The sequence below is a fragment of the Citrobacter telavivensis genome (assembly GCF_041807075.1).
Classification (GTDB): domain Bacteria; phylum Pseudomonadota; class Gammaproteobacteria; order Enterobacterales; family Enterobacteriaceae; genus Citrobacter_A; species Citrobacter_A telavivensis.
The window spans coordinates 15,266-33,296 of record NZ_JBGUBF010000016.1; the positions used below are offsets into that span (position 1 = coordinate 15,266).

The window sequence follows — 18,031 nt, forward strand, 5'->3', positions numbered from 1 at the left end:
GGACCTCTCTGATGCCTGTTTATTCAGTAACTCGGTGCTTTATATCGCGGGTTGCGGTGAAGGCAGGGCGAAACGAGGAAGAAGCTTTTCGCCCTGGACAGCGCTACGGCTGACGGTGATACGTTAAAAAAGTGAGAGGCTGACGACAACCTCTCGTTTTCTCTTTTTCGTCGCGACTCGTAAAAGGATTACCCGTTTGCACGACGGTTCATAACCTTTGCGAAGCGCGCCCCAGATACGCGTCCCAGTCCTTCCATACCGGCTGTAGCCCCTGCGCGGAGAGCGCGTCAGCAACAGTTGCAGGATGGCGGTTGTCATGTGGTGCAAACTGTTCCAGTTCTGGGCGATCGTCTGCATACCCGCCGGGCTGGGTTTTCGAGAACGCGCTGACATTGTTAATCGCCAGTGGGATCACGTGGTCACGAAACCAGGGTGATTCCCGTGTAGACAGCGACAGCTCAATCTCCGGAGCCAGCAGACGGAACGCGCAAATGGTTTGCACCAGTTGGCGCTCATCCATGACGGAGGCGGGTTCAATTCCGCCAGCGCACGGACGCAGGCGCGGGAACGAAATCGAGTAGCGGCTCTGCCAGTAGTGTTGCTGAAGCCACAGCAGATGCTCAGCCACCATATAGCAGTCCACTCGCCAGTTGTCGGAAAGGCCAATCAGCGCACCGAGGCCTATCTTGTCGATACCGGCGCGCCCCAGCCGGTCCGGGGTTTCCAGACGCCAGAAGAAATCCTGTTTTCTCCCCCTCAGATGGTGCTGCGCGTACATCGCATCGTGATAAGTCTCCTGATAGACCATCACCCCGTCGAGCCCCAGCGTTTTCAGTTCGGCATATTCTGCTTCGGCTAACGGCTGAACCTCCATTTGCAGCGACGAAAACTGCTGGCGAATGGTGGGCAAGTGGCGACGAAAATAGTCCATCCCGACCTTTGCCTGATGCTCGCCGGTGACCAACAGGAGATGTTCGAAACCCAACTCGCGGATCGCCGCGCACTCCCGGACAATTTCCGCCTCATCCAGCGTTTTGCGCTTGATGCGGTTGCTCATCGAAAAACCGCAGTAGGTACAGTCGTTAGCGCACAGATTGGAGAGATACAGCGGGACGTAAAAGCTCACCGTATTGCCGAAGCGCTGGCGGGTGAGCGTCTGTGCCCGCTGTGCCAGCGGTTCGAGCCAGGCACTCGCGGCAGGTGACAGCAACGCCATCATATCGTCGCGACTGGGGCGGGACGCATTTAGCGCCCGCTCGACATCAGCAGGCGTTTTGCTGTTGATGCGCAGGCGGATATCGTCCCAGTCGAGTTGCCGCCAACGGTCAGTGAACGTTTTCATGCCGAAACCTCCAGGAAACCGGTTAGCGGGCTGGTGGCCTGCGCCTGGCGGCTGCGACTACCCGGTCCTGCCTGACGCGCCAGAAGACCCGCTTCTACGGCCAGACGGAAAGCGCGGGCCATCATCACCGGATCGTCTGCTACGGCAATCGCCGTATTCACCAGCACCGCATCCGCACCCATTTCCAGCGCCTGCGTGGCATGGCTGGGTACGCCGATTCCGGCATCCACTACCACCGGAACGGTGGACTGCTGGATAATGATCTCCAGCATGGCCCGGGTCTCCAGCCCCTGATTCGAGCCAATCGGCGCACCGAGCGGCATCACCGCTGCGCACCCGACCTCTTCCAGACGTTTGCACAGCACCGGATCCGCACCGCAGTAGGGAAGCACCACAAATCCTTGTTTTACCAGCGCGTCGGCGGCTTTCAGCGTTTCAATCGGATCTGGCAGTAACCAGCGCGCATCGGGATGAATTTCCAGCTTCAGCCAATGGGTGCCGAGTGCCTCACGCGCAAGCTGTGCGGCAAAGATAGCCTCTTCTGCCGTTTTCGCCCCGGACGTGTTGGGCAGCAGTGTGACGCCCGCGTCGAGAAGCGGGGCCAGAATGGCGTCATTGTGTTGGCGCAAATCCACCCGCTTCATGGCCAACGTCACCAGTTGACTGCCAGAGGCGCGGATCGCGTCAACCATTACGGCCGGTGACGCAAATTTACCCGTGCCTGTGAACAGATGTGAATCAAACGTTTTGTCTGCAATACGTAACATTTCAGCCCCCTGCGATAACCTGAAAAAGCAGGATCTGGTCACCTTCCTGCACGATGTGCTGCGCCCACTGCTCGCGGGGCAGAATCTGTTGATTCAGCGCCAGTGCGGTGCCGGGTTTTAACTGATTCAACTGAGTCAGCAGCGTATGTACGCAGAGCCCCTCTGCGCACTGCATCGGCTCATCATTGAACTGAATTCGCATGTCGTCCTCCACATACCGGACACCCGTTGGCGCGGTGTAATGCCAGACTGCGCCACTGGCTGGTTTTACCATCAAACAGACGCAACTCGCCGCCGGGTATGTCCATACCACTGAGGAGCTTGATCGCTTCCAGCGCCTGTAGCGTCCCCATCACGCCGACGACGGGACCGACAACGCCCGCCGTACGGCAGTTGCGTTCGGGTTCTGCTTCGTCCGGCCACAAACAGCGGTAGCAGCCCTGCGTCCAGGGCGGCGTCAGTACCATCAACTGGCCGCCAAAACCAACCGCGCTGGCGGTGATCAGCGGGGTATCGAACGCCACGCATGCGGCGTTAATTTCCTGACGCGTTGCCATGTTGTCGGTGCAATCGAGTACCACATCCGCTTGCGCTACCGCATGGCTGAGGGCGTCTCCACTCAAACGTTGCGGTAGCGAGAGCAGGTCGATATCCGGATTGAGTCGCGCCAGCCGCTGCTGTGCAACCTGCGATTTAGATCGGGCAATGTCATCCGTGGTGAACAGGATCTGCCGTTGCAGATTGCTGAGATGAACGTCATCGTCGTCAGCCAGCACCAGCGTGCCGACACCGGCACCCGCCAGATACAGCGCGGCCGGGGAACCTAATCCACCCAACCCGACGATCAATACGCGGCTGGCGAGCAGCTTTTGTTGACCGTCAATGGCGATATCGTCCAGCAGGATCTGACGGCTATAGCGCATAAAGTCACGATCATTCATCGCCTGCTCCTGCTATCGCCAGCAACTGCGCGGTTGCCGCGCGCCAGTCCGTAGCCTGGGTAATGGCGCTGACCACCGCAATGCTCCCTACGCCAGTCGCAAGGACCGCCGGCGCGCGGTCCAGGCTGATCCCCCCAATGGCGACAGTAGGGTAATCGTGCAGACGGTCGATATGCCGCGCCAGCTGTTCCAGTCCCTGCGGCGCAGACGGCATCTGCTTGGTTTGCGTCGGGAAGACATGCCCCAGCGCGATGTAGGAGGGACGTGCCGCCAGCGCGACGTCGATCTCCATGTCGTCGTGCGTCGAGACGCCCAGACGTAATCCCGCCGCCTGAATCGCTTTCAGATCGGCGGTTTCCAGGTCTTCCTGACCCAGATGCACGCCATAGGCACGGTGTTTAATTGCCAGTCGCCAGTAATCGTTAATAAACAGGCGGGCGTTGGCGTTCCGCCCCAGTTCGATGGCCGCAACCACGTCGGCTTCCACCTCTTCATCGCGCTTATCTTTGATGCGCAACTGAAGCGTGCGCACGCCAGCGTCGAGCAGACGCGCGATCCACGCCACGCTGTCGACAACCGGATAGAGGCCTAAGCGAAACGGAACCGTTGGGAAATCAGGCTGATACATCAGGCTTCCTCCCGTTTGAGGTAGATTTCACCGCCTTTGGCGCGGAAATTTTCTGACATATCCGCCATCCCCACTTCGATTGTCTGGGCGGCGGCGTAGTCGCGAACCTCCTGGCTGATTTTCATTGAGCAGAATTTCGGGCCACACATGGAGCAGAAGTGCGCCACTTTGCCGGACTCCTGCGGCAGGGTTTCGTCGTGGTAGGCGCGGGCGGTGAACGGATCGAGCGCCAGATTGAACTGGTCTTCCCAACGGAATTCGAAGCGCGCTTTCGACATCGCGTTATCACGGATTTGCGCACCCGGATGCCCCTTCGCGAGGTCGGCGGCATGGGCGGCAATTTTGTAGGTAATCAGCCCCTGTTTCACATCCTCTTTGTTCGGCAGGCCGAGGTGCTCTTTCGGCGTGACGTAACAGAGCATCGCGCAGCCAAACCAGCCGATCATTGCCGCGCCAATCCCCGAGGTGAAATGGTCGTAACCCGGTGCGATATCGGTGGTCAGCGGGCCTAAGGTGTAGAACGGTGCTTCGTGACAATGCTCCAGCTCTTCGGTCATGTTGCGGCGTATCATCTGCATCGGCACGTGGCCCGGACCTTCAATCATCACCTGTACGTCATATTCCCAGGCGATCTTCGTCAGTTCACCCAACGTATGCAGTTCCGAGAACTGCGCCTCGTCGTTGGCGTCCTGAATGGAGCCAGGGCGCAGGCCGTCACCGAGCGACAGAGAAACGTCATACGCGGCACAGATTTCGCAAATTTCGCGAAAGTGCTGATAAAGGAAGTTCTCTTTGTGATGAGAGAGACACCATTTCGCCATGATGGATCCCCCGCGCGAGACGATCCCCGTCAGGCGTTTTGCGGTCATCGGCACATAGCGCAGCAGTACACCGGCATGGATGGTGAAGTAGTCTACTCCCTGTTCAGCCTGCTCCAGCAGCGTATCGCGGAAGGCTTCCCAGGTAAGATCTTCGGCGATCCCGTTAACCTTCTCCAGCGCCTGGTAGATCGGTACGGTGCCGATCGGCACCGGGCTGTTACGCAGGATCCACTCGCGGGTTTCGTGAATATAGCGGCCGGTGGAGAGATCCATCACGGTGTCCGCTCCCCAACGCGTTGACCACACCAGTTTCTCCACTTCTTCTTCGATAGAGGAGGTGACGGCAGAGTTACCGATGTTGGCATTCACTTTCACCAGAAAGTTACGGCCAATAATCATCGGCTCAGATTCAGGGTGGTTGATGTTGGCGGGGATGATCGCCCGTCCGGCGGCCACTTCATCACGCACAAATTCCGGTGTGATATTCTCCGGTAGACGTGCGCCGAATCCCTCACCCGGATGCTGCTGGCGCAACACGTCGCTGCGAATGCGCTCACGGCCCATGTTTTCACGGATGGCGATAAACTCCATTTCCGGTGTTACGATGCCCTGGCGGGCGTAGTGCAGTTGGGTGACGCATTTACCCGCTTTGGCGCGTTTTGGCGTCAGCAGGCCGGTGAAGCGCAGTTCATCAAGGCCATCATCGGCCAGGCGCGCTTTGGTGTACGCCGAGCTCCGGTCGGTCAGCGCCTCGCTGTCATGACGCGCATCAATCCACGGTTGACGCAGCTTCGCCAGACCCTGCTGAACGTTAATCGCCACGTCCGGATCGCCGTAGGGACCGGACGTGTCGTACACCGGAACCGCTTCGTTCTCTTCAAACTGCGGCTCCTCTTTACTGCCGCCGATGAGCGTCGGGCTAAGCTGGATCTCACGCATCGGAATGCGGATATCCGCTTGCGAACCCGTGATATAGATTCGTTTTGAGTTCGGGAAAGCGGTGCCTTCCAGGGTGTCAATGAAGTGTTGTGCTTGCGCGCGCTGTTCGCGGCGGGACAATTTAGGTGTAGTTGCAGACATAGCTCATTCCAAAAAGTTAGGAGATGGCTTGTCAGACGACGGAGGAGTAATAGATGTGCGCCGCCCGTTAAGGCTTACGCATAAAGCAGAATTACTCTTGTTCCCTTCGCAGGTTTTAACCTGATCAGGTTCCGCGGATCCCGAATTAACGGTCTCAGCCTTTTCCACTTCACGCTTTTGTGGAAAATAAGCACTCCGACAAGATAACACCCCTCAGAAGAGGGGACGTTTGTAAATTACGCGTTAGTCACGCAAAACTCAAGCAGGACGTTTGATGACGGCGTTGTCGTGCATGGCGTCAAATACCAGCATGATAAGCTTATCTTCAAGGGCAAACCGGGCTTCCAGCGCTTCGCCGAGATCGGACAAAACCTGTTGAAACTCCAGGCAGTTATCGTGATCTATCGCCGTTTCCAGGCTGGAGTCATAATAGTCCATGATGCGTTGTGTGTTAGCTTCCAGTAGCGGCCAAATTTTTGTCGCTTTTAAAAGCTGCCCGTTACCTTCCAATTTATGGAGAATACGTTCATAAATACTGAAGTGTCCGGTGGAGAGATAATCGACCAGGCTCTGACAAAAATCATCCAGCGCTTTTTCATTCAGCCGCATGTACGATTCTTTGCCAGGCTTAATGCCAACCAGATTGTAGTAAGCCACGAGCAGGTGCTTACGTATATGTAGCCAGCGATCAACCAGTTTGTTACTTCCTCTGACGCGCTCTGTCAGGTCTTCCAGCTGGTTTAGCATGATTGACTCCGCAAGTGTGGATTTTAAAACTGCTCACGCAGGAATTGTAAAAATAATGTTATCAACATGCCAGTGAAGCAAAGGTAGTGCAAGAGCTATGGATCGTATTATTGAAAAATTAGACAGCGGCTGGTGGATAGTCAGCCATGAGCAAAAATTATGGTTGCCTCACGGTGAATTGCCACATGGCGCCGCGACAAATTTCGATCTTGTTGGGCAGCCTGCGCTGCATATCGGAGAGTGGGAAGGAGAGGCTGTCTGGCTGGTGCTACAGCATCGGCGTCACGAGATGGGATCGGTTCGCCAGGTGCTCGATCAGGATGCGGGTCTGTTTCAACTGGCGGGGCGCGGTGTACAACTGGCCGAGTTTTATCGATCGCATAAGTTCTGCGGCTACTGCGGACACCCCATGCATCCCAGTAAAACCGAGTGGGCGATGCTCTGTACCCACTGCCGCGAACGTTACTATCCGCAAATCGCCCCCTGCATTATTGTCGCTATCCGCCGCGATGATTCCATCCTGCTTGCCCAACACGTACGCCACCGTAACGGCGTGCATACCGTGCTCGCCGGGTTCGTTGAGGTGGGCGAAACCCTGGAACAAGCGGTGGCGCGTGAGGTAATGGAAGAGAGCGGTATCAAAGTGAAAAACCTGCGCTATGTGACCTCGCAGCCGTGGCCTTTCCCGATGTCGCTGATGACCGCATTTATGGCGGAGTACGACAGTGGCGAGATAGTCATCGATCCGAAAGAGCTGCTGGAGGCTAACTGGTATCGTTACGATGATTTACCGCTCCTGCCGCCACCGGGCACCGTCGCACGGCGTCTGATCGAAGATACCGTGGCAATCTGTCGGGCTGAGTATGAATGAATCACGTGATACACTTCATCCTTCAAAGTGGCCCTTCGTTGACTGCCTTCAATCACCCTAGTCACTTACCTGAGTAAGCTCCTGGGGATTCATTCAGTTGTCGCCTTGCTCCACTCTGAATGATTTTGTGTATACACTGGCGGCCTGACGCAATAAGGAACTGCAAAAATGACCGAACTGAAGAACGATCGTTATCTGCGTGCGCTGCTGCGCCAGCCCGTTGATGTCACCCCGGTATGGATGATGCGCCAGGCGGGCCGCTATTTACCTGAATATAAAGCCACCCGCACAGAGGCGGGCGATTTTATGTCGCTGTGCAAAAATGCGGAACTGGCCTGCGAAGTCACACTCCAGCCGCTGCGCCGTTATCCGCTTGATGCGGCGATCCTCTTCTCGGATATTCTGACTATTCCGGATGCGATGGGGCTGGGCCTCTATTTTGAAGCCGGCGAAGGTCCGCGTTTCACCGCCCCGGTGGCCTGCAAAGCCGATGTCGACAAACTGCCGGTTCCCGATCCTGAAGATGAACTGGGCTACGTGATGAACGCGGTACGCACGATTCGTCGCGAGCTGAAAGGCGACGTGCCGCTGATTGGTTTCTCCGGCAGTCCGTGGACGCTGGCGACTTACATGGTCGAAGGCGGGAGCAGCAAAGCCTTTACCGTGATTAAAAAGATGATGTATGCCGACCCGAAAACGCTGCATGCGCTGCTCGATAAGCTGGCGAAGAGCGTCACGCTGTATCTCAATGCCCAAATCAAAGCGGGTGCGCAGTCGGTGATGATTTTCGACACCTGGGGCGGCGTACTGACCGGGCGCGATTATCAGCAGTTCTCGCTGTATTACATGCATAAAATCGTCGATGGTCTGCTACGTGAACACGACGGTCGCCGCGTGCCGGTGACGCTGTTTACCAAAGGTGGCGGACAATGGCTGGAAGCGATGGCGGAAACCGGCTGCGATGCGCTCGGACTCGACTGGACCACCGATATTGCCGATGCGCGTCGTCGTGTCGGGCATAAAGTGGCCTTGCAGGGCAACATGGATCCGTCGATGCTCTATGCGCCTGCGGCGCGTATCGAAGAAGAGGTGGCGACGATCCTCTCCGGTTTCGGCCAGGGCGAAGGCCACGTCTTTAACCTCGGTCACGGCATTCATCAGGACGTGCCGCCAGAACACGCAGGCATCTTTGTGGAGGCGGTTCACCGCTTATCTGCGCAGTATCACAAATAGGGCGTCAGTATGGATCTCGCGTCGCTACGTGCTCAGCAGCTTGAACTGGCCTCATCGGTGATCCGGACGGATCGTCTCGATAACACGCCACCGGGTCTGATCGCCGGTGCCGACGTGGGGTTTGAGCAGGGCGGAGAAGTGACGCGAGCTGCGATCGTGTTGCTGAAGTATCCCTCGCTGGAACTGCTCGAATACCAGGTGGCGCGCATTGCCACCACCATGCCCTATATCCCTGGCTTTCTCTCCTTTCGCGAGACGCCCGCGCTGCTGGCCGCGTGGGCGCAATTGTCGCAAAAACCGGATTTGCTGTTTGTGGATGGACACGGTATCTCCCATCCGCGTCGTCTCGGCGTGGCCAGCCACTTTGGGCTGCTGGTCGATGTGCCGACCATTGGCGTGGCGAAAAAGCGTCTGTGCGGTACGTTTGAGCCCCCTGGTGCTGAACCTGGCGCACTGTCGCCGCTGATGGACAAAAATGAACAACTGGCATGGGTCTGGCGCAGCAAAGCGCGCTGTAATCCGCTGTTTATCTCAACAGGCCATCGCGTTGGGCTGGACAGCGCTCTGGCGTGGGTACAGCGCTGTATGAACGGCTATCGTCTGCCGGAACCGACCCGCTGGGCGGATGCCGTGGCATCAGAACGTCCGGCGTTTATGCGATGGCAGGAAATCCAGCCCTGATTGATGTACACTGCCGCTAATTTCTGATTTGAGAATTCATCATGTTACAAAACCCGATTCATCTGCGTCTGGAACGTCTGGAAAGCTGGCAGCATGTCACTTTTATGGCCTGCCTGTGTGAGCGCATGTACCCGAACTATGCCATGTTCTGCCAACAGACCGGGTTTGGCGACGGACAGGTCTACCGTCGTATTCTGGACCTGATCTGGGAGACGCTGACGGTCAAAGACGCGAAAGTGAATTTCGACAGCCAACTGGAGAAGTTTGAAGAAGCGATCCCGACGGCTGATGATTATGACCTGTACGGAGTTTATCCGGCCATTGATGCCTGCGTGGCGTTAAGCGAATTGGTGCATTCTCGTCTGAGCGGTGAGACGCTGGAACACGCCATTGAAGTCAGTAAGACCTCCATTACCACGGTTGCGATGCTGGAAATGACCCAGGCTGGTCGAGAAATGAGCGATGAAGAGCTCAACGGTAACCCGGCGGTGGAGCAGGAGTGGGATATTCAGTGGGAAATATTCCGACTTTTAGCAGACTGCGAAGAACGCGACATTGAACTGATAAAAGGGCTTAGAGCAGACCTGCGTGAGGCTGGCGAGAGCAATATCGGTATAAATTTGCAGCAGTAAGACACGAAAACGTGATTTAACTTCTGAATTGTCGTACCTGAAGGCTTCCCTTCCGCCCCCCGTCTGGTCTACATTTGGAGGGCGAAAAAAAGTGGCTATCGGTGCGTGTATGCAGGAGAGTGCTTTTCTGGCATTTCCGTCGCACTCGATGCTTAGCAAGCGATAAACACATTGTAAGGATAACTTATGAACAAGACTCAACTGATTGATGTAATTGCAGACAAAGCAGAACTGTCCAAAACCCAGGCTAAAGCTGCTCTGGAATCCACTCTGGCTGCTATTACTGAGTCTCTGAAAGAAGGCGATGCTGTACAACTGGTTGGTTTCGGTACCTTCAAAGTGAACCACCGTGCTGAGCGCACTGGCCGCAACCCGCAGACCGGTAAAGAAATCAAAATCGCCGCAGCTAACGTACCGGCGTTTGTTTCTGGTAAAGCACTGAAAGACGCAGTTAAGTAAGACCGCGTGGCTGTGAACAGTTTTAATGAAGGGGCGGTTTCGCCCCTTTCGTCTGTCTGGCGTCACATGTTGACGTTAGCAGGCGTGCTGTTGCTGACGGCCTGTAGCCATAACAACTCTCTTCCGCCGTTTACCGCCAGTGGGTTTGCTGACAACCAGGGCGCGGTGCGTATCTGGCGTAAAGATGCCGCAGATGGCGTCCATTTGCTTTCCGTCTTCAGCCCGTGGCGTAATGGCAGTACCACAACCAGCGAGTACCGCTGGCAGGGTGATTCCCTCTCACTGATAGAACTCAATATTTATGGCGAACCGCCGGAACATATCCGCGTGCGTTTTGACGATCGCGGCGAGCTGAGCTTTATGCAGCGCGAAGTCGATGGCCGTAAACAGCAGTTGTCGAACGATCAAATCGAATTATACCGTTATCGTGCCGAGCAGATCCGCCAGACCAGCGATGCATTGCGTCAGGGGCGGGTGGTATTGCGTCAGGGACGCTGGCATGCCGCTGAACATGCGGTTACCACCTGCGAAGGCGAGACGATGAAGCCCGATTTAGACGCCAGGGCGATGAGTCATATTGAGCGCCGCCAGCGCCGTTCATCTGTTGATGTCAGCGTGGCATGGCTGGAGGCGCCCGAAGGGTCACAGCTTCTGCTGGTGGCGAATGCCGACTTCTGCCACTGGCAGCCAAAAGAAAAAACGTTTTGAATGCCTGATGGCGCTACGCTTATCAAGCCTACAGCGTGTCTGTCGTAGGCCGGATAAGGCAAATCCGCCATCCGGCCATCAGCGATTACCAGCGCCCCATTCCCATGTGACCGCCGCCACCGCATCCGCCGTAACCCATTCCCATACCGCCAGGGACTCCGGCCTGAGCCATGGCAACATCCCGTTTCACCCGCTGTTCATCCAGTGACTGTCTTAAGGATTCCATCTCTTTCGCCACCGCATTGATTTTGGCGGTATCCGGCGGATTCGTCGCTAACAGCGCGTTGTACTCATAGCGTTTGGACATCAGTTGCTGGCGCAGGGCGTTAGTCTGGTTGTAAAAGTCATTATGGATTTTTTGCGCGGTAGTCTGTTGCTCTGCGCTCAGTCCACTACCATTTTGTTGCCACATGCCGCCGCCGTTCCCCCAGTGATGCCGTGCCAGTGCGGGGCTGGAGCCCAGTACCATTAGAGAGAGGGCGATCAGCGCCAGGCCTGCTTTCGTGTTCCGTTTCATCATTTATCCTCCTGTGGGTGGTCTTATCTTCCGTATTGCATCTTCCGTGCCAGGCCAATTTTTCCCGTCCAGCGCGGGTTCTGGCGACGCGCGGGGCCGCAAGGCGGGTAAAAATGACTCGCCGGAAAGAGGCAGCGGGTCATTTTTACCCGGTGGCGTCGGCAGTTTGTGTACCAGGACCGGGATACGGACCGCGAAAAGTGGCATGATTTCTGCAAAAGCAAAGAAGGGATTGAGTCACTCAAAGCTGATGAGAATGATGCGAGAACATAAGGATACGGTAGCCCGATGGTTGAGCGGGGTGCTACCCGCCGTCATCCTGATTCTGGTTGGGCTATTTGCCGTGATGGTGATCCGCGATTACGGGCGCGAAAGTGACGCGGCGCGGCAGACGCTGCTGGAAAAGGGCAGTGTGCTAATCCGCGCGCTGGAGTCAGGGACGCGTGTCGGGATGGGCATGCGGATGCATCATGCCCAGCAGCAAACGCTGCTCGAAGAGATGGCGGGGCAGCCTGGCGTACTGTGGTTTGCCGTAACGGATGCGCAGGGCAACGTGGTGATGCACAGCGATCCTGCCCAGGTCGGGAGAACGCTCTACACGCCTGCAGAGATGAAAACATTACATCCGGGAGAGGAGGCGCGCTGGCGTCCGGTTAACGCGACGGACGCGCAGGGGGAAGCCATTCCGGCGCTGGAGATCTATCGTCAGTTCCAGCCGCTGTTTTTCCCGGGTCGGCACGGTATGCGAGGGATGTCGCGTGGTAATAGCGGAATGTCTGACGCTGCCCATCAATCTATTTTTATCGCCTTTGATGCCAGCGATTTGGCCGTGACGCAGGCGCGTGAGTGGCGCAATACGCTGATCATGCTTTTCGCGCTGACCACCGTGCTACTGGCGACCCTCCTGACGTTTTTCTGGTACCGGCGCTACCTGCGTTCTCGCCAGCTTTTGTTGGATGAGATGAACCGCAAAGAGAAGCTGGTGGCGCTCGGGCATCTGGCGGCAGGCGTCGCGCATGAGATTCGTAATCCGTTGTCATCTATCAAAGGGCTGGCAAAGTACTTTGCCGAACGCGCGCCGGCGGGCGGTGAAGCGCATGAACTGGCGCAGGTGATGGCGAAAGAGGCCGACCGTTTAAACCGGGTGGTAAGCGAACTGCTGGAACTGGTGAAGCCCGCACATTTATCCTTGCAGTCGGTGGATCTCAATGCGGTGATCGCTCACTCTCTCCAGCTCGTTAGCCAGGACGCGCAGAATCGGGCGATCGATCTGCAATTTGTGTCTGACCCTGCGCTACCGCTTATTCAGGCCGACCCGGACAGGCTGACGCAGGTACTGCTGAATCTTTATCTGAATGCAATTCAAGCCATCGAGAGTCAGGGGACCATTCGCGTTGAGGCAAGCACAAGCGGAGCCGATCGCGTTAAAATCACCGTTGCAGACAGCGGGAAAGGGATTGCGGCGGAACAGCTGGCCGCCATTTTCACCCCTTATTTCACGACCAAAGCGGACGGTACGGGGCTGGGGCTGGCGGTGGTACAGAACATCATTGAACAGCATGGCGGGACGATTCAGGCCGACAGCCCGCCAGGTCAGGGCGCAACGTTCACCCTCTGGCTCCCGGTGACGTTAACACGTAAGGATTCACAAGGATGATTCGCGCAAAGATCGACATTCTGGTGGTGGATGATGACGTCAGCCACTGCACCATTTTACAGGCATTACTACGAGGATGGGGCTATGACGTCGCGCTGGCCTACAGTGGACGAGCCGCACTCGAGCTGGTGCGTGACCACGTCTTTGACCTCGTGCTGTGCGATGTACGCATGGCAGAGATGGACGGCATCGAGACGCTGAAAGAGATCAAAGCGCTGAACCCGGCCATTCCGGTTCTGATCATGACGGCATTCTCCAGCGTGGAGACGGCGGTAGAGGCGCTGAAGACCGGCGCGCTGGATTACTTAATCAAACCGCTGGATTTTGACCATCTACAAACGACGCTGGAAAATGCGCTGGCGCATACGCGAGAGCCCGCCAGCGAGCTGCCCTCCGTTTCCGCCTCGCAGTTTGGGATGGTTGGTAAAAGCCCGGCGATGCAGCAACTGCTGAGCGAGATTGCGATGGTCGCGCCTTCGGATGCGACAGTGCTGATTCATGGCGACTCCGGTACCGGGAAAGAGCTGGTGGCGCGCGCGCTGCATGCCAGCAGCGCGCGGAGCGACAAACCGCTGGTGACGCTGAACTGCGCGGCACTCAACGAATCGCTGCTGGAATCTGAACTGTTCGGCCATGAAAAAGGGGCATTTACCGGAGCCGACAAACGCCGGGAAGGGCGCTTTGTCGAAGCCAACGGCGGCACGTTGTTTCTTGATGAGATTGGCGATATCTCGCCGATGATGCAGGTGCGGTTGCTGCGGGCGATTCAGGAACGCGAAGTTCAGCGCGTGGGCTGCAACCAGACGCTCTCGGTTGATGTCCGTCTGATTGCCGCAACCCATCGCTGTCTGGAGGAAGAGGTGCAGGCCGGGCGCTTTCGTCAGGATCTCTACTACCGCCTGAACGTCGTGACGATTGAAACACCGGCGCTGCGTCAGCGGCAGGAAGATATCCCCCTGCTGGCTGACCACTTTCTCCAGCGGTTTGCTAAACGCAACCGTAAGGTCGTAAAAGGGTTTACCCCCCGGGCAATGGATCTGCTGATTCATTACGACTGGCCGGGGAATATTCGCGAACTGGAAAATGCAATTGAACGTTCGGTGGTCCTGCTGACCGGCGAGTACATCTCTGAGCGCGAGTTGCCGCTGTCGATTGCGAGTCAGCCGCTGCCGTTCGTAGCGGATCGGGCCATTCAGCCGCTGGTGGAAGTCGAAAAAGAGGTGATTCTGGCGGCGCTTGAGAAAACGGGCGGCAATAAAACGGAAGCCGCCCGTCAGTTAGGGATTACGCGAAAAACGCTACTGGCGAAGCTCTTGCGTTAGTGCTGTTCACGCTCGATGGCGCGCCAGCCGATATCTTTACGGCAGAAACAGTCGTCCCAGTGGATATCGGTCATTAAGGCATAGGCACGTTTTTGCGCGTCGGCCACGGTGTCTCCCAGCGCGGTAACGCACAGCACACGACCTCCGCTGGTGACAACCTGTTCGTCATCGGCAAGTTTGGTCCCTGCGTGGAACACTTTACCGTCTGACACGTCTTCTAATGGCAGACCGTGGATCACGTCACCGGTGCGGTAATCGCCAGGATAACCGCCTGCCGCCATCACGACGCCGAGCGAGGCACGTTCATCCCACTCTGATTTTTGCTCATCCAGTTTGCCTTCGCAGGCGGCCAGGCAGAGCTCAACCAGATCGGACTTCATGCGCAGCATGATGGGCTGCGTTTCCGGGTCCCCAAAGCGGCAGTTGAATTCAATCACCTTCGGATTGCCCTGTTTGTCGATCATCAGACCGGCATACAGGAAACCGGTATAGGTGTTGCCTTCTGCCGCCATGCCTTTTACGGTAGGCCAGATGATGCGTTCCATCGTGCGCTGGTGGACGACATCCGTCACTACCGGAGCTGGGGAGTAAGCGCCCATTCCGCCGGTGTTCAGGCCGGTATCGCCATCGCCGACGCGTTTATGATCCTGACTGGTCGCCATCGGCAAGACGTGCTCGCCGTCGACCATCACGATGAAACTCGCCTCTTCGCCGTCGAGGAACTCTTCAATTACGATGCGATGACCCGCATCGCCAAACGCGTTGCCTGCCAGCATGTCATGTACGGCGGCTTCGGCCTCTTCCAGCGTCATCGCGACAATCACGCCTTTACCGGCTGCCAGACCGTCAGCCTTAATGACGATCGGCGCGCCTTTCTCACGCAGATACGCCAGTGCAGGCTCAATCTCGGTGAAGTTCTGGTATTCGGCCGTCGGGATCTGGTGGCGTGCAAGGAAATCCTTGGTGAACGCTTTGGAGCCTTCCAACTGAGCGGCACCTGCGGTTGGACCGAAGATGTTCAGGCCTGCCGCACGGAAAGTATCGACCACGCCTTTCACCAGCGGCGCTTCCGGGCCGACGATCGTCAGGTCGATCTTTTCACTCTGGGCAAAGCTCAGCAGCGCCGGAATATCGGTCGCGCTGATGGCGACGTTTTGCAGCGTCGGTTCCAGCGCGGTGCCGGCGTTACCCGGCGCAACAAATACGGTTGCCACTTTCGGTGACTGAGCGGCTTTCCATGCCAGAGCGTGCTCGCGCCCGCCATTGCCGATAACTAATACTTTCATATCTCGCTCCATTAATGGCGGAAGTGGCGCATGTCGGTGAAGATCATTGCAATGCCGTGTTCGTCAGCGGCGGCAATGACTTCATCATCACGGATGGAACCGCCCGGCTGGATAACGCAGCTCACGCCAACGGCGGCGGCGGCATCAATACCATCGCGGAACGGGAAGAAAGCGTCGGATGCCATGGCGGAGCCTTTCACTTCCAGACCTTCATCAGCGGCTTTGATCCCGGCAATTTTGGCCGAGTAGACGCGGCTCATCTGGCCTGCGCCAATGCCGATGGTCATGTTCTCTTTGGCGTAAACAATGGCGTTGGATTTAACGAACTTCGCGACTTTCCAGCAGAACAGCGCGTCACGCAGTTCCTGTTCGGTCGGCTGGCGCTTCGTCACCACGCGCAGTTCACCGGCGGTGACCATACCCAGATCGCGGTCCTGAACCAGCAGACCGCCGTTAACACGTTTGAAATCCAGGCCCGGCACGCGTTCAGCCCACTGGCCGCAGGTCAGGACGCGAACATTCTGCTTGGCGGCGGTGATTTTCAGCGCATCTTCGGTGGCGGACGGGGCGATAATCACCTCGACAAACTGACGGGAGATGATGGCCTGCGCGGTTTCAGCATCCAGTTCGCGGTTAAAGGCGATGATGCCGCCAAAGGCAGAGGTCGGGTCCGTTTTATACGCGCGATCGTAAGCATCCAGAATTGAGGTGCTGACCGCGACGCCGCAGGGGTTGGCGTGTTTGACGATCACGCAGGCCGGCTCGCTAAACTCTTTTACACACTCCAGCGCCGCGTCGGTATCAGCGATATTGTTATAGGAAAGCGCTTTGCCCTGAACCTGCTGAGCGGTCGCGACGGAGGCTTCTTTCACATTCTCTTCTATATAGAAGGCAGCCTGCTGGTGGCTGTTTTCGCCGTAGCGCATGTCCTGCTTCTTAATAAAGTTCAGATTCAGCGTACGCGGGAAGCGACCCGCGGCTTCTTTGCTTTCACCGTGATAGGCCGGAACCATGCTGCCAAAGTAGTTGGCAATCATGCTGTCGTAGGCGGCGGTGTGTTCGAAGGCTTTAATCGCGAGGTCGAAACGGGTGTCGAGAGTCAGAGAACCGTCGTTGGCATCCATCTCGTTAATAATGGCGTCGTAGTCGCTGCTCTTCACAACGATAGCGACATCTTTATGGTTCTTCGCGGCGGAGCGCACCATCGTCGGCCCGCCGATATCGATGTTCTCTACCGCATCTTCCAGTGAGCAGCCTTCACGGGCAACGGTCTGGGCGAACGGATAAAGGTTAACAACCACCATATCGATGGGAGCGATGCCGTGCTGTTCCATAATCCCGTCATCCTTGCCGCGACGACCAAGAATGCCGCCGTGCACTTTAGGATGCAGGGTCTTCACGCGTCCATCCATCATTTCCGGGAAACCGGTGTAATCGGAAACTTCGGTCACCGACAGACCTTTCTCTGCTAACAGACGGGCAGTGCCCCCTGTCGACAGCAGCTCCACACCACGTGCGGAAAGTGCCTGGGCGAATTCGACGATACCGGCTTTGTCAGAAACACTGAGCAGAGCGCGGCGGACTGGACGACGTTGTTGCATGGTAAATCCCCTGGATTTGACGATTACAGAGAGCGTTAGCTGAATTTTTCGTGAAAAACTTAGCTAACGCCCCTTACGGGGCATCCTTGTTTTGCGGTGGCATTGTAACGAAAACGTTTGCGCAACGCTCGCGAATTTTTCTTTTTCGATTCTGGCGCTAGTTTTCTCGCTATAACGATCCCATACGACAGAGAAGATCCGGCAAATGATCCTTATAATTGTGGATAAGTCTGTGTGTAAAAGGGTATAAGGCGGGGTTTTGCTGGGGAATGCAGCAGTCAGTCATTTTTCTGACATTTTTCTATTGCGGATGCTCGGGAACTCCCTATAATGCGCCTCCATCGACACGGCGGATGTGAATCACTTCACAGAAAAACGCCAGTGAGATTGAAGAGAAAAATCCTGAAAAAAGATTGACTCTGAAAGAGGAAAGCGTAGTATACGCCACCTCGCGACAGAGCGCTAAAGCGCGTCGCAACTGCTCTTTAACAATTTATCAGACAATCTGTGTGGGCACTCAAAGTGACATGGATTCTTAATGTCTTCGGACAAAAAATGAATACCAAGTCTCAAAGAGTGAACACGTAATTCATTACGAAGTTTAATTCTGTGAGCATCAAACTTAAATTGAAGAGTTTGATCATGGCTCAGATTGAACGCTGGCGGCAGGCCTAACACATGCAAGTCGAACGGTAACAGGAAGCAGCTTGCTGCTTCGCTGACGAGTGGCGGACGGGT

At 56.5% G+C, this 18,031-nt stretch carries 18 protein-coding genes, 1 rRNA gene and 1 riboswitch; of the genes, 9 read left to right on the forward strand and 10 right to left on the reverse strand.

Features of this window, described 5'->3' with window-relative positions; all coding sequences use genetic code 11:
• Positions 1 to 208: 208 nt before the first annotated feature.
• The 7 genes from thiH to ACERJC_RS25125 form a co-directional block, all read right to left on the reverse strand.
• On the reverse strand, positions 209 to 1,342 hold the full coding sequence (gene thiH, locus ACERJC_RS25095) for a 2-iminoacetate synthase ThiH (RefSeq protein ID WP_286632085.1): 1,134 nt from the start codon (positions 1,340 to 1,342) through the stop codon (positions 209 to 211).
• Positions 1,339 to 2,109 (reverse strand): thiazole synthase, encoded by a 771-nt coding sequence (thiG, locus tag ACERJC_RS25100; RefSeq protein ID WP_152401322.1) that lies wholly within the window; start codon positions 2,107 to 2,109, stop codon positions 1,339 to 1,341. The genes thiH and thiG overlap by 4 nt, the downstream gene beginning before the upstream one ends.
• A 1-nt stretch (position 2,110) precedes the next feature.
• Complete coding sequence (gene thiS, locus ACERJC_RS25105) at positions 2,111 to 2,311, reverse strand: sulfur carrier protein ThiS (protein WP_152401324.1); 201 nt, start codon at positions 2,309 to 2,311, stop codon at positions 2,111 to 2,113.
• Positions 2,292 to 3,050, reverse strand: coding sequence for a HesA/MoeB/ThiF family protein (locus ACERJC_RS25110; RefSeq protein ID WP_306139926.1), 759 nt, complete (start codon positions 3,048 to 3,050; stop codon positions 2,292 to 2,294). Before ACERJC_RS25110 ends, thiS begins: the two co-directional genes overlap by 20 nt.
• Positions 3,043 to 3,678, reverse strand: a complete 636-nt coding sequence (gene thiE / locus ACERJC_RS25115; protein WP_373672713.1) for a thiamine phosphate synthase — start codon at positions 3,676 to 3,678, stop codon at positions 3,043 to 3,045. The genes ACERJC_RS25110 and thiE overlap by 8 nt, the downstream gene beginning before the upstream one ends.
• A complete protein-coding gene (gene thiC, locus ACERJC_RS25120) occupies positions 3,678 to 5,579 on the reverse strand; it encodes a phosphomethylpyrimidine synthase ThiC (protein ID WP_373672714.1) in 1,902 nt (633 codons plus the stop codon). The genes thiE and thiC overlap by 1 nt, the downstream gene beginning before the upstream one ends.
• 84 nt (positions 5,580 to 5,663) lie before the next feature.
• A riboswitch (TPP riboswitch) is annotated at positions 5,664 to 5,787 on the reverse strand.
• 50 nt (positions 5,788 to 5,837) lie between these two features.
• Complete coding sequence (locus ACERJC_RS25125; protein WP_061075629.1) at positions 5,838 to 6,326, reverse strand: Rsd/AlgQ family anti-sigma factor; 489 nt, start codon at positions 6,324 to 6,326, stop codon at positions 5,838 to 5,840.
• Between the two features lie 97 nt (positions 6,327 to 6,423).
• Here ACERJC_RS25125 and nudC point away from each other — a divergent pair, with 97 nt between their 5' ends.
• The 6 genes from nudC to ACERJC_RS25155 all read left to right on the forward strand — a co-directional run bounded on the left by nudC (position 6,424) and on the right by ACERJC_RS25155 (position 10,910).
• Entirely contained in the window at positions 6,424 to 7,197 is a 774-nt protein-coding gene (gene nudC / locus ACERJC_RS25130) for an NAD(+) diphosphatase (protein WP_152401332.1), read from the forward strand.
• Positions 7,198 to 7,365: 168 nt separating this feature from the next.
• The gene (hemE, locus tag ACERJC_RS25135) at positions 7,366 to 8,430 is read left to right on the forward strand and encodes a uroporphyrinogen decarboxylase (protein WP_373672715.1); all 1,065 of its coding nucleotides are present in this window, start codon (positions 7,366 to 7,368) and stop codon (positions 8,428 to 8,430) included.
• A gap of 9 nt (positions 8,431 to 8,439) precedes the next feature.
• Positions 8,440 to 9,111 (forward strand): deoxyribonuclease V, encoded by a 672-nt coding sequence (gene nfi / locus ACERJC_RS25140; RefSeq protein ID WP_286632090.1) that lies wholly within the window; start codon positions 8,440 to 8,442, stop codon positions 9,109 to 9,111.
• Positions 9,112 to 9,152: 41 nt separating this feature from the next.
• Complete coding sequence (locus ACERJC_RS25145) at positions 9,153 to 9,743, forward strand: YjaG family protein (protein ID WP_046493782.1); 591 nt, start codon at positions 9,153 to 9,155, stop codon at positions 9,741 to 9,743.
• 186 nt (positions 9,744 to 9,929) lie between these two features.
• Positions 9,930 to 10,202, forward strand: coding sequence for a nucleoid-associated protein HU-alpha (gene hupA, locus ACERJC_RS25150; RefSeq protein ID WP_001044509.1), 273 nt, complete (start codon positions 9,930 to 9,932; stop codon positions 10,200 to 10,202).
• 12 nt (positions 10,203 to 10,214) lie between these two features.
• Positions 10,215 to 10,910 (forward strand): DUF1481 domain-containing protein, encoded by a 696-nt coding sequence (locus tag ACERJC_RS25155; protein ID WP_286632096.1) that lies wholly within the window; start codon positions 10,215 to 10,217, stop codon positions 10,908 to 10,910.
• An 85-nt stretch (positions 10,911 to 10,995) separates the two neighbouring features.
• On the opposite strand, the gene zraP is transcribed toward ACERJC_RS25155, so the two are convergent.
• Positions 10,996 to 11,427 (reverse strand): zinc resistance sensor/chaperone ZraP, encoded by a 432-nt coding sequence (gene zraP / locus ACERJC_RS25160; RefSeq protein WP_178825947.1) that lies wholly within the window; start codon positions 11,425 to 11,427, stop codon positions 10,996 to 10,998.
• Positions 11,428 to 11,677: 250 nt separating this feature from the next.
• Between zraP and zraS the strand changes: the two genes are divergently transcribed.
• Positions 11,678 to 13,084, forward strand: coding sequence for a two-component system sensor histidine kinase ZraS (zraS, locus tag ACERJC_RS25165; protein ID WP_373672720.1), 1,407 nt, complete (start codon positions 11,678 to 11,680; stop codon positions 13,082 to 13,084).
• On the forward strand, positions 13,081 to 14,406 hold the full coding sequence (gene zraR / locus ACERJC_RS25170; protein ID WP_373672717.1) for a sigma-54-dependent response regulator transcription factor ZraR: 1,326 nt from the start codon (positions 13,081 to 13,083) through the stop codon (positions 14,404 to 14,406). Before zraS ends, zraR begins: the two co-directional genes overlap by 4 nt.
• On the opposite strand, the gene purD is transcribed toward zraR, so the two are convergent.
• On the reverse strand, positions 14,403 to 15,692 hold the full coding sequence (gene purD / locus ACERJC_RS25175) for a phosphoribosylamine--glycine ligase (RefSeq protein ID WP_373672718.1): 1,290 nt from the start codon (positions 15,690 to 15,692) through the stop codon (positions 14,403 to 14,405). The genes zraR and purD overlap by 4 nt on opposite strands.
• 11 nt (positions 15,693 to 15,703) lie before the next feature.
• On the reverse strand, positions 15,704 to 17,293 hold the full coding sequence (gene purH / locus ACERJC_RS25180) for a bifunctional phosphoribosylaminoimidazolecarboxamide formyltransferase/IMP cyclohydrolase (RefSeq protein ID WP_373672719.1): 1,590 nt from the start codon (positions 17,291 to 17,293) through the stop codon (positions 15,704 to 15,706).
• A 624-nt stretch (positions 17,294 to 17,917) separates the two neighbouring features.
• Here purH and ACERJC_RS25185 point away from each other — a divergent pair.
• Positions 17,918 to 18,031 (forward strand): 16S ribosomal RNA (locus ACERJC_RS25185); the annotation flags it as partial.

Bases quoted from the DNA above. Each gene is read 5' to 3' on its own strand.
- thiH (WP_286632085.1), bottom strand. From the start codon at position 1,342: ATGAAAACGTTCACTGACCGTTGGCGGCAACTCGACTGGGACGATATC.
- thiG (WP_152401322.1), bottom strand. From the start codon at position 2,109: ATGTTACGTATTGCAGACAAAACGTTTGATTCACATCTGTTCACAGGC.
- thiS (WP_152401324.1), bottom strand. From the start codon at position 2,311: ATGCGAATTCAGTTCAATGATGAGCCGATGCAGTGCGCAGAGGGGCTC.
- ACERJC_RS25110 (WP_306139926.1), bottom strand. From the start codon at position 3,050: ATGAATGATCGTGACTTTATGCGCTATAGCCGTCAGATCCTGCTGGAC.
- thiE (WP_373672713.1), bottom strand. From the start codon at position 3,678: ATGTATCAGCCTGATTTCCCAACGGTTCCGTTTCGCTTAGGCCTCTAT.
- thiC (WP_373672714.1), bottom strand. From the start codon at position 5,579: ATGTCTGCAACTACACCTAAATTGTCCCGCCGCGAACAGCGCGCGCAA.
- ACERJC_RS25125 (WP_061075629.1), bottom strand. From the start codon at position 6,326: ATGCTAAACCAGCTGGAAGACCTGACAGAGCGCGTCAGAGGAAGTAAC.
- nudC (WP_152401332.1), top strand. From the start codon at position 6,424: ATGGATCGTATTATTGAAAAATTAGACAGCGGCTGGTGGATAGTCAGC.
- hemE (WP_373672715.1), top strand. From the start codon at position 7,366: ATGACCGAACTGAAGAACGATCGTTATCTGCGTGCGCTGCTGCGCCAG.
- nfi (WP_286632090.1), top strand. From the start codon at position 8,440: ATGGATCTCGCGTCGCTACGTGCTCAGCAGCTTGAACTGGCCTCATCG.
- ACERJC_RS25145 (WP_046493782.1), top strand. From the start codon at position 9,153: ATGTTACAAAACCCGATTCATCTGCGTCTGGAACGTCTGGAAAGCTGG.
- hupA (WP_001044509.1), top strand. From the start codon at position 9,930: ATGAACAAGACTCAACTGATTGATGTAATTGCAGACAAAGCAGAACTG.
- zraP (WP_178825947.1), bottom strand. From the start codon at position 11,427: ATGAAACGGAACACGAAAGCAGGCCTGGCGCTGATCGCCCTCTCTCTA.
- zraS (WP_373672720.1), top strand. From the start codon at position 11,678: ATGAGAATGATGCGAGAACATAAGGATACGGTAGCCCGATGGTTGAGC.
- zraR (WP_373672717.1), top strand. From the start codon at position 13,081: ATGATTCGCGCAAAGATCGACATTCTGGTGGTGGATGATGACGTCAGC.
- purD (WP_373672718.1), bottom strand. From the start codon at position 15,692: ATGAAAGTATTAGTTATCGGCAATGGCGGGCGCGAGCACGCTCTGGCA.
- purH (WP_373672719.1), bottom strand. From the start codon at position 17,293: ATGCAACAACGTCGTCCAGTCCGCCGCGCTCTGCTCAGTGTTTCTGAC.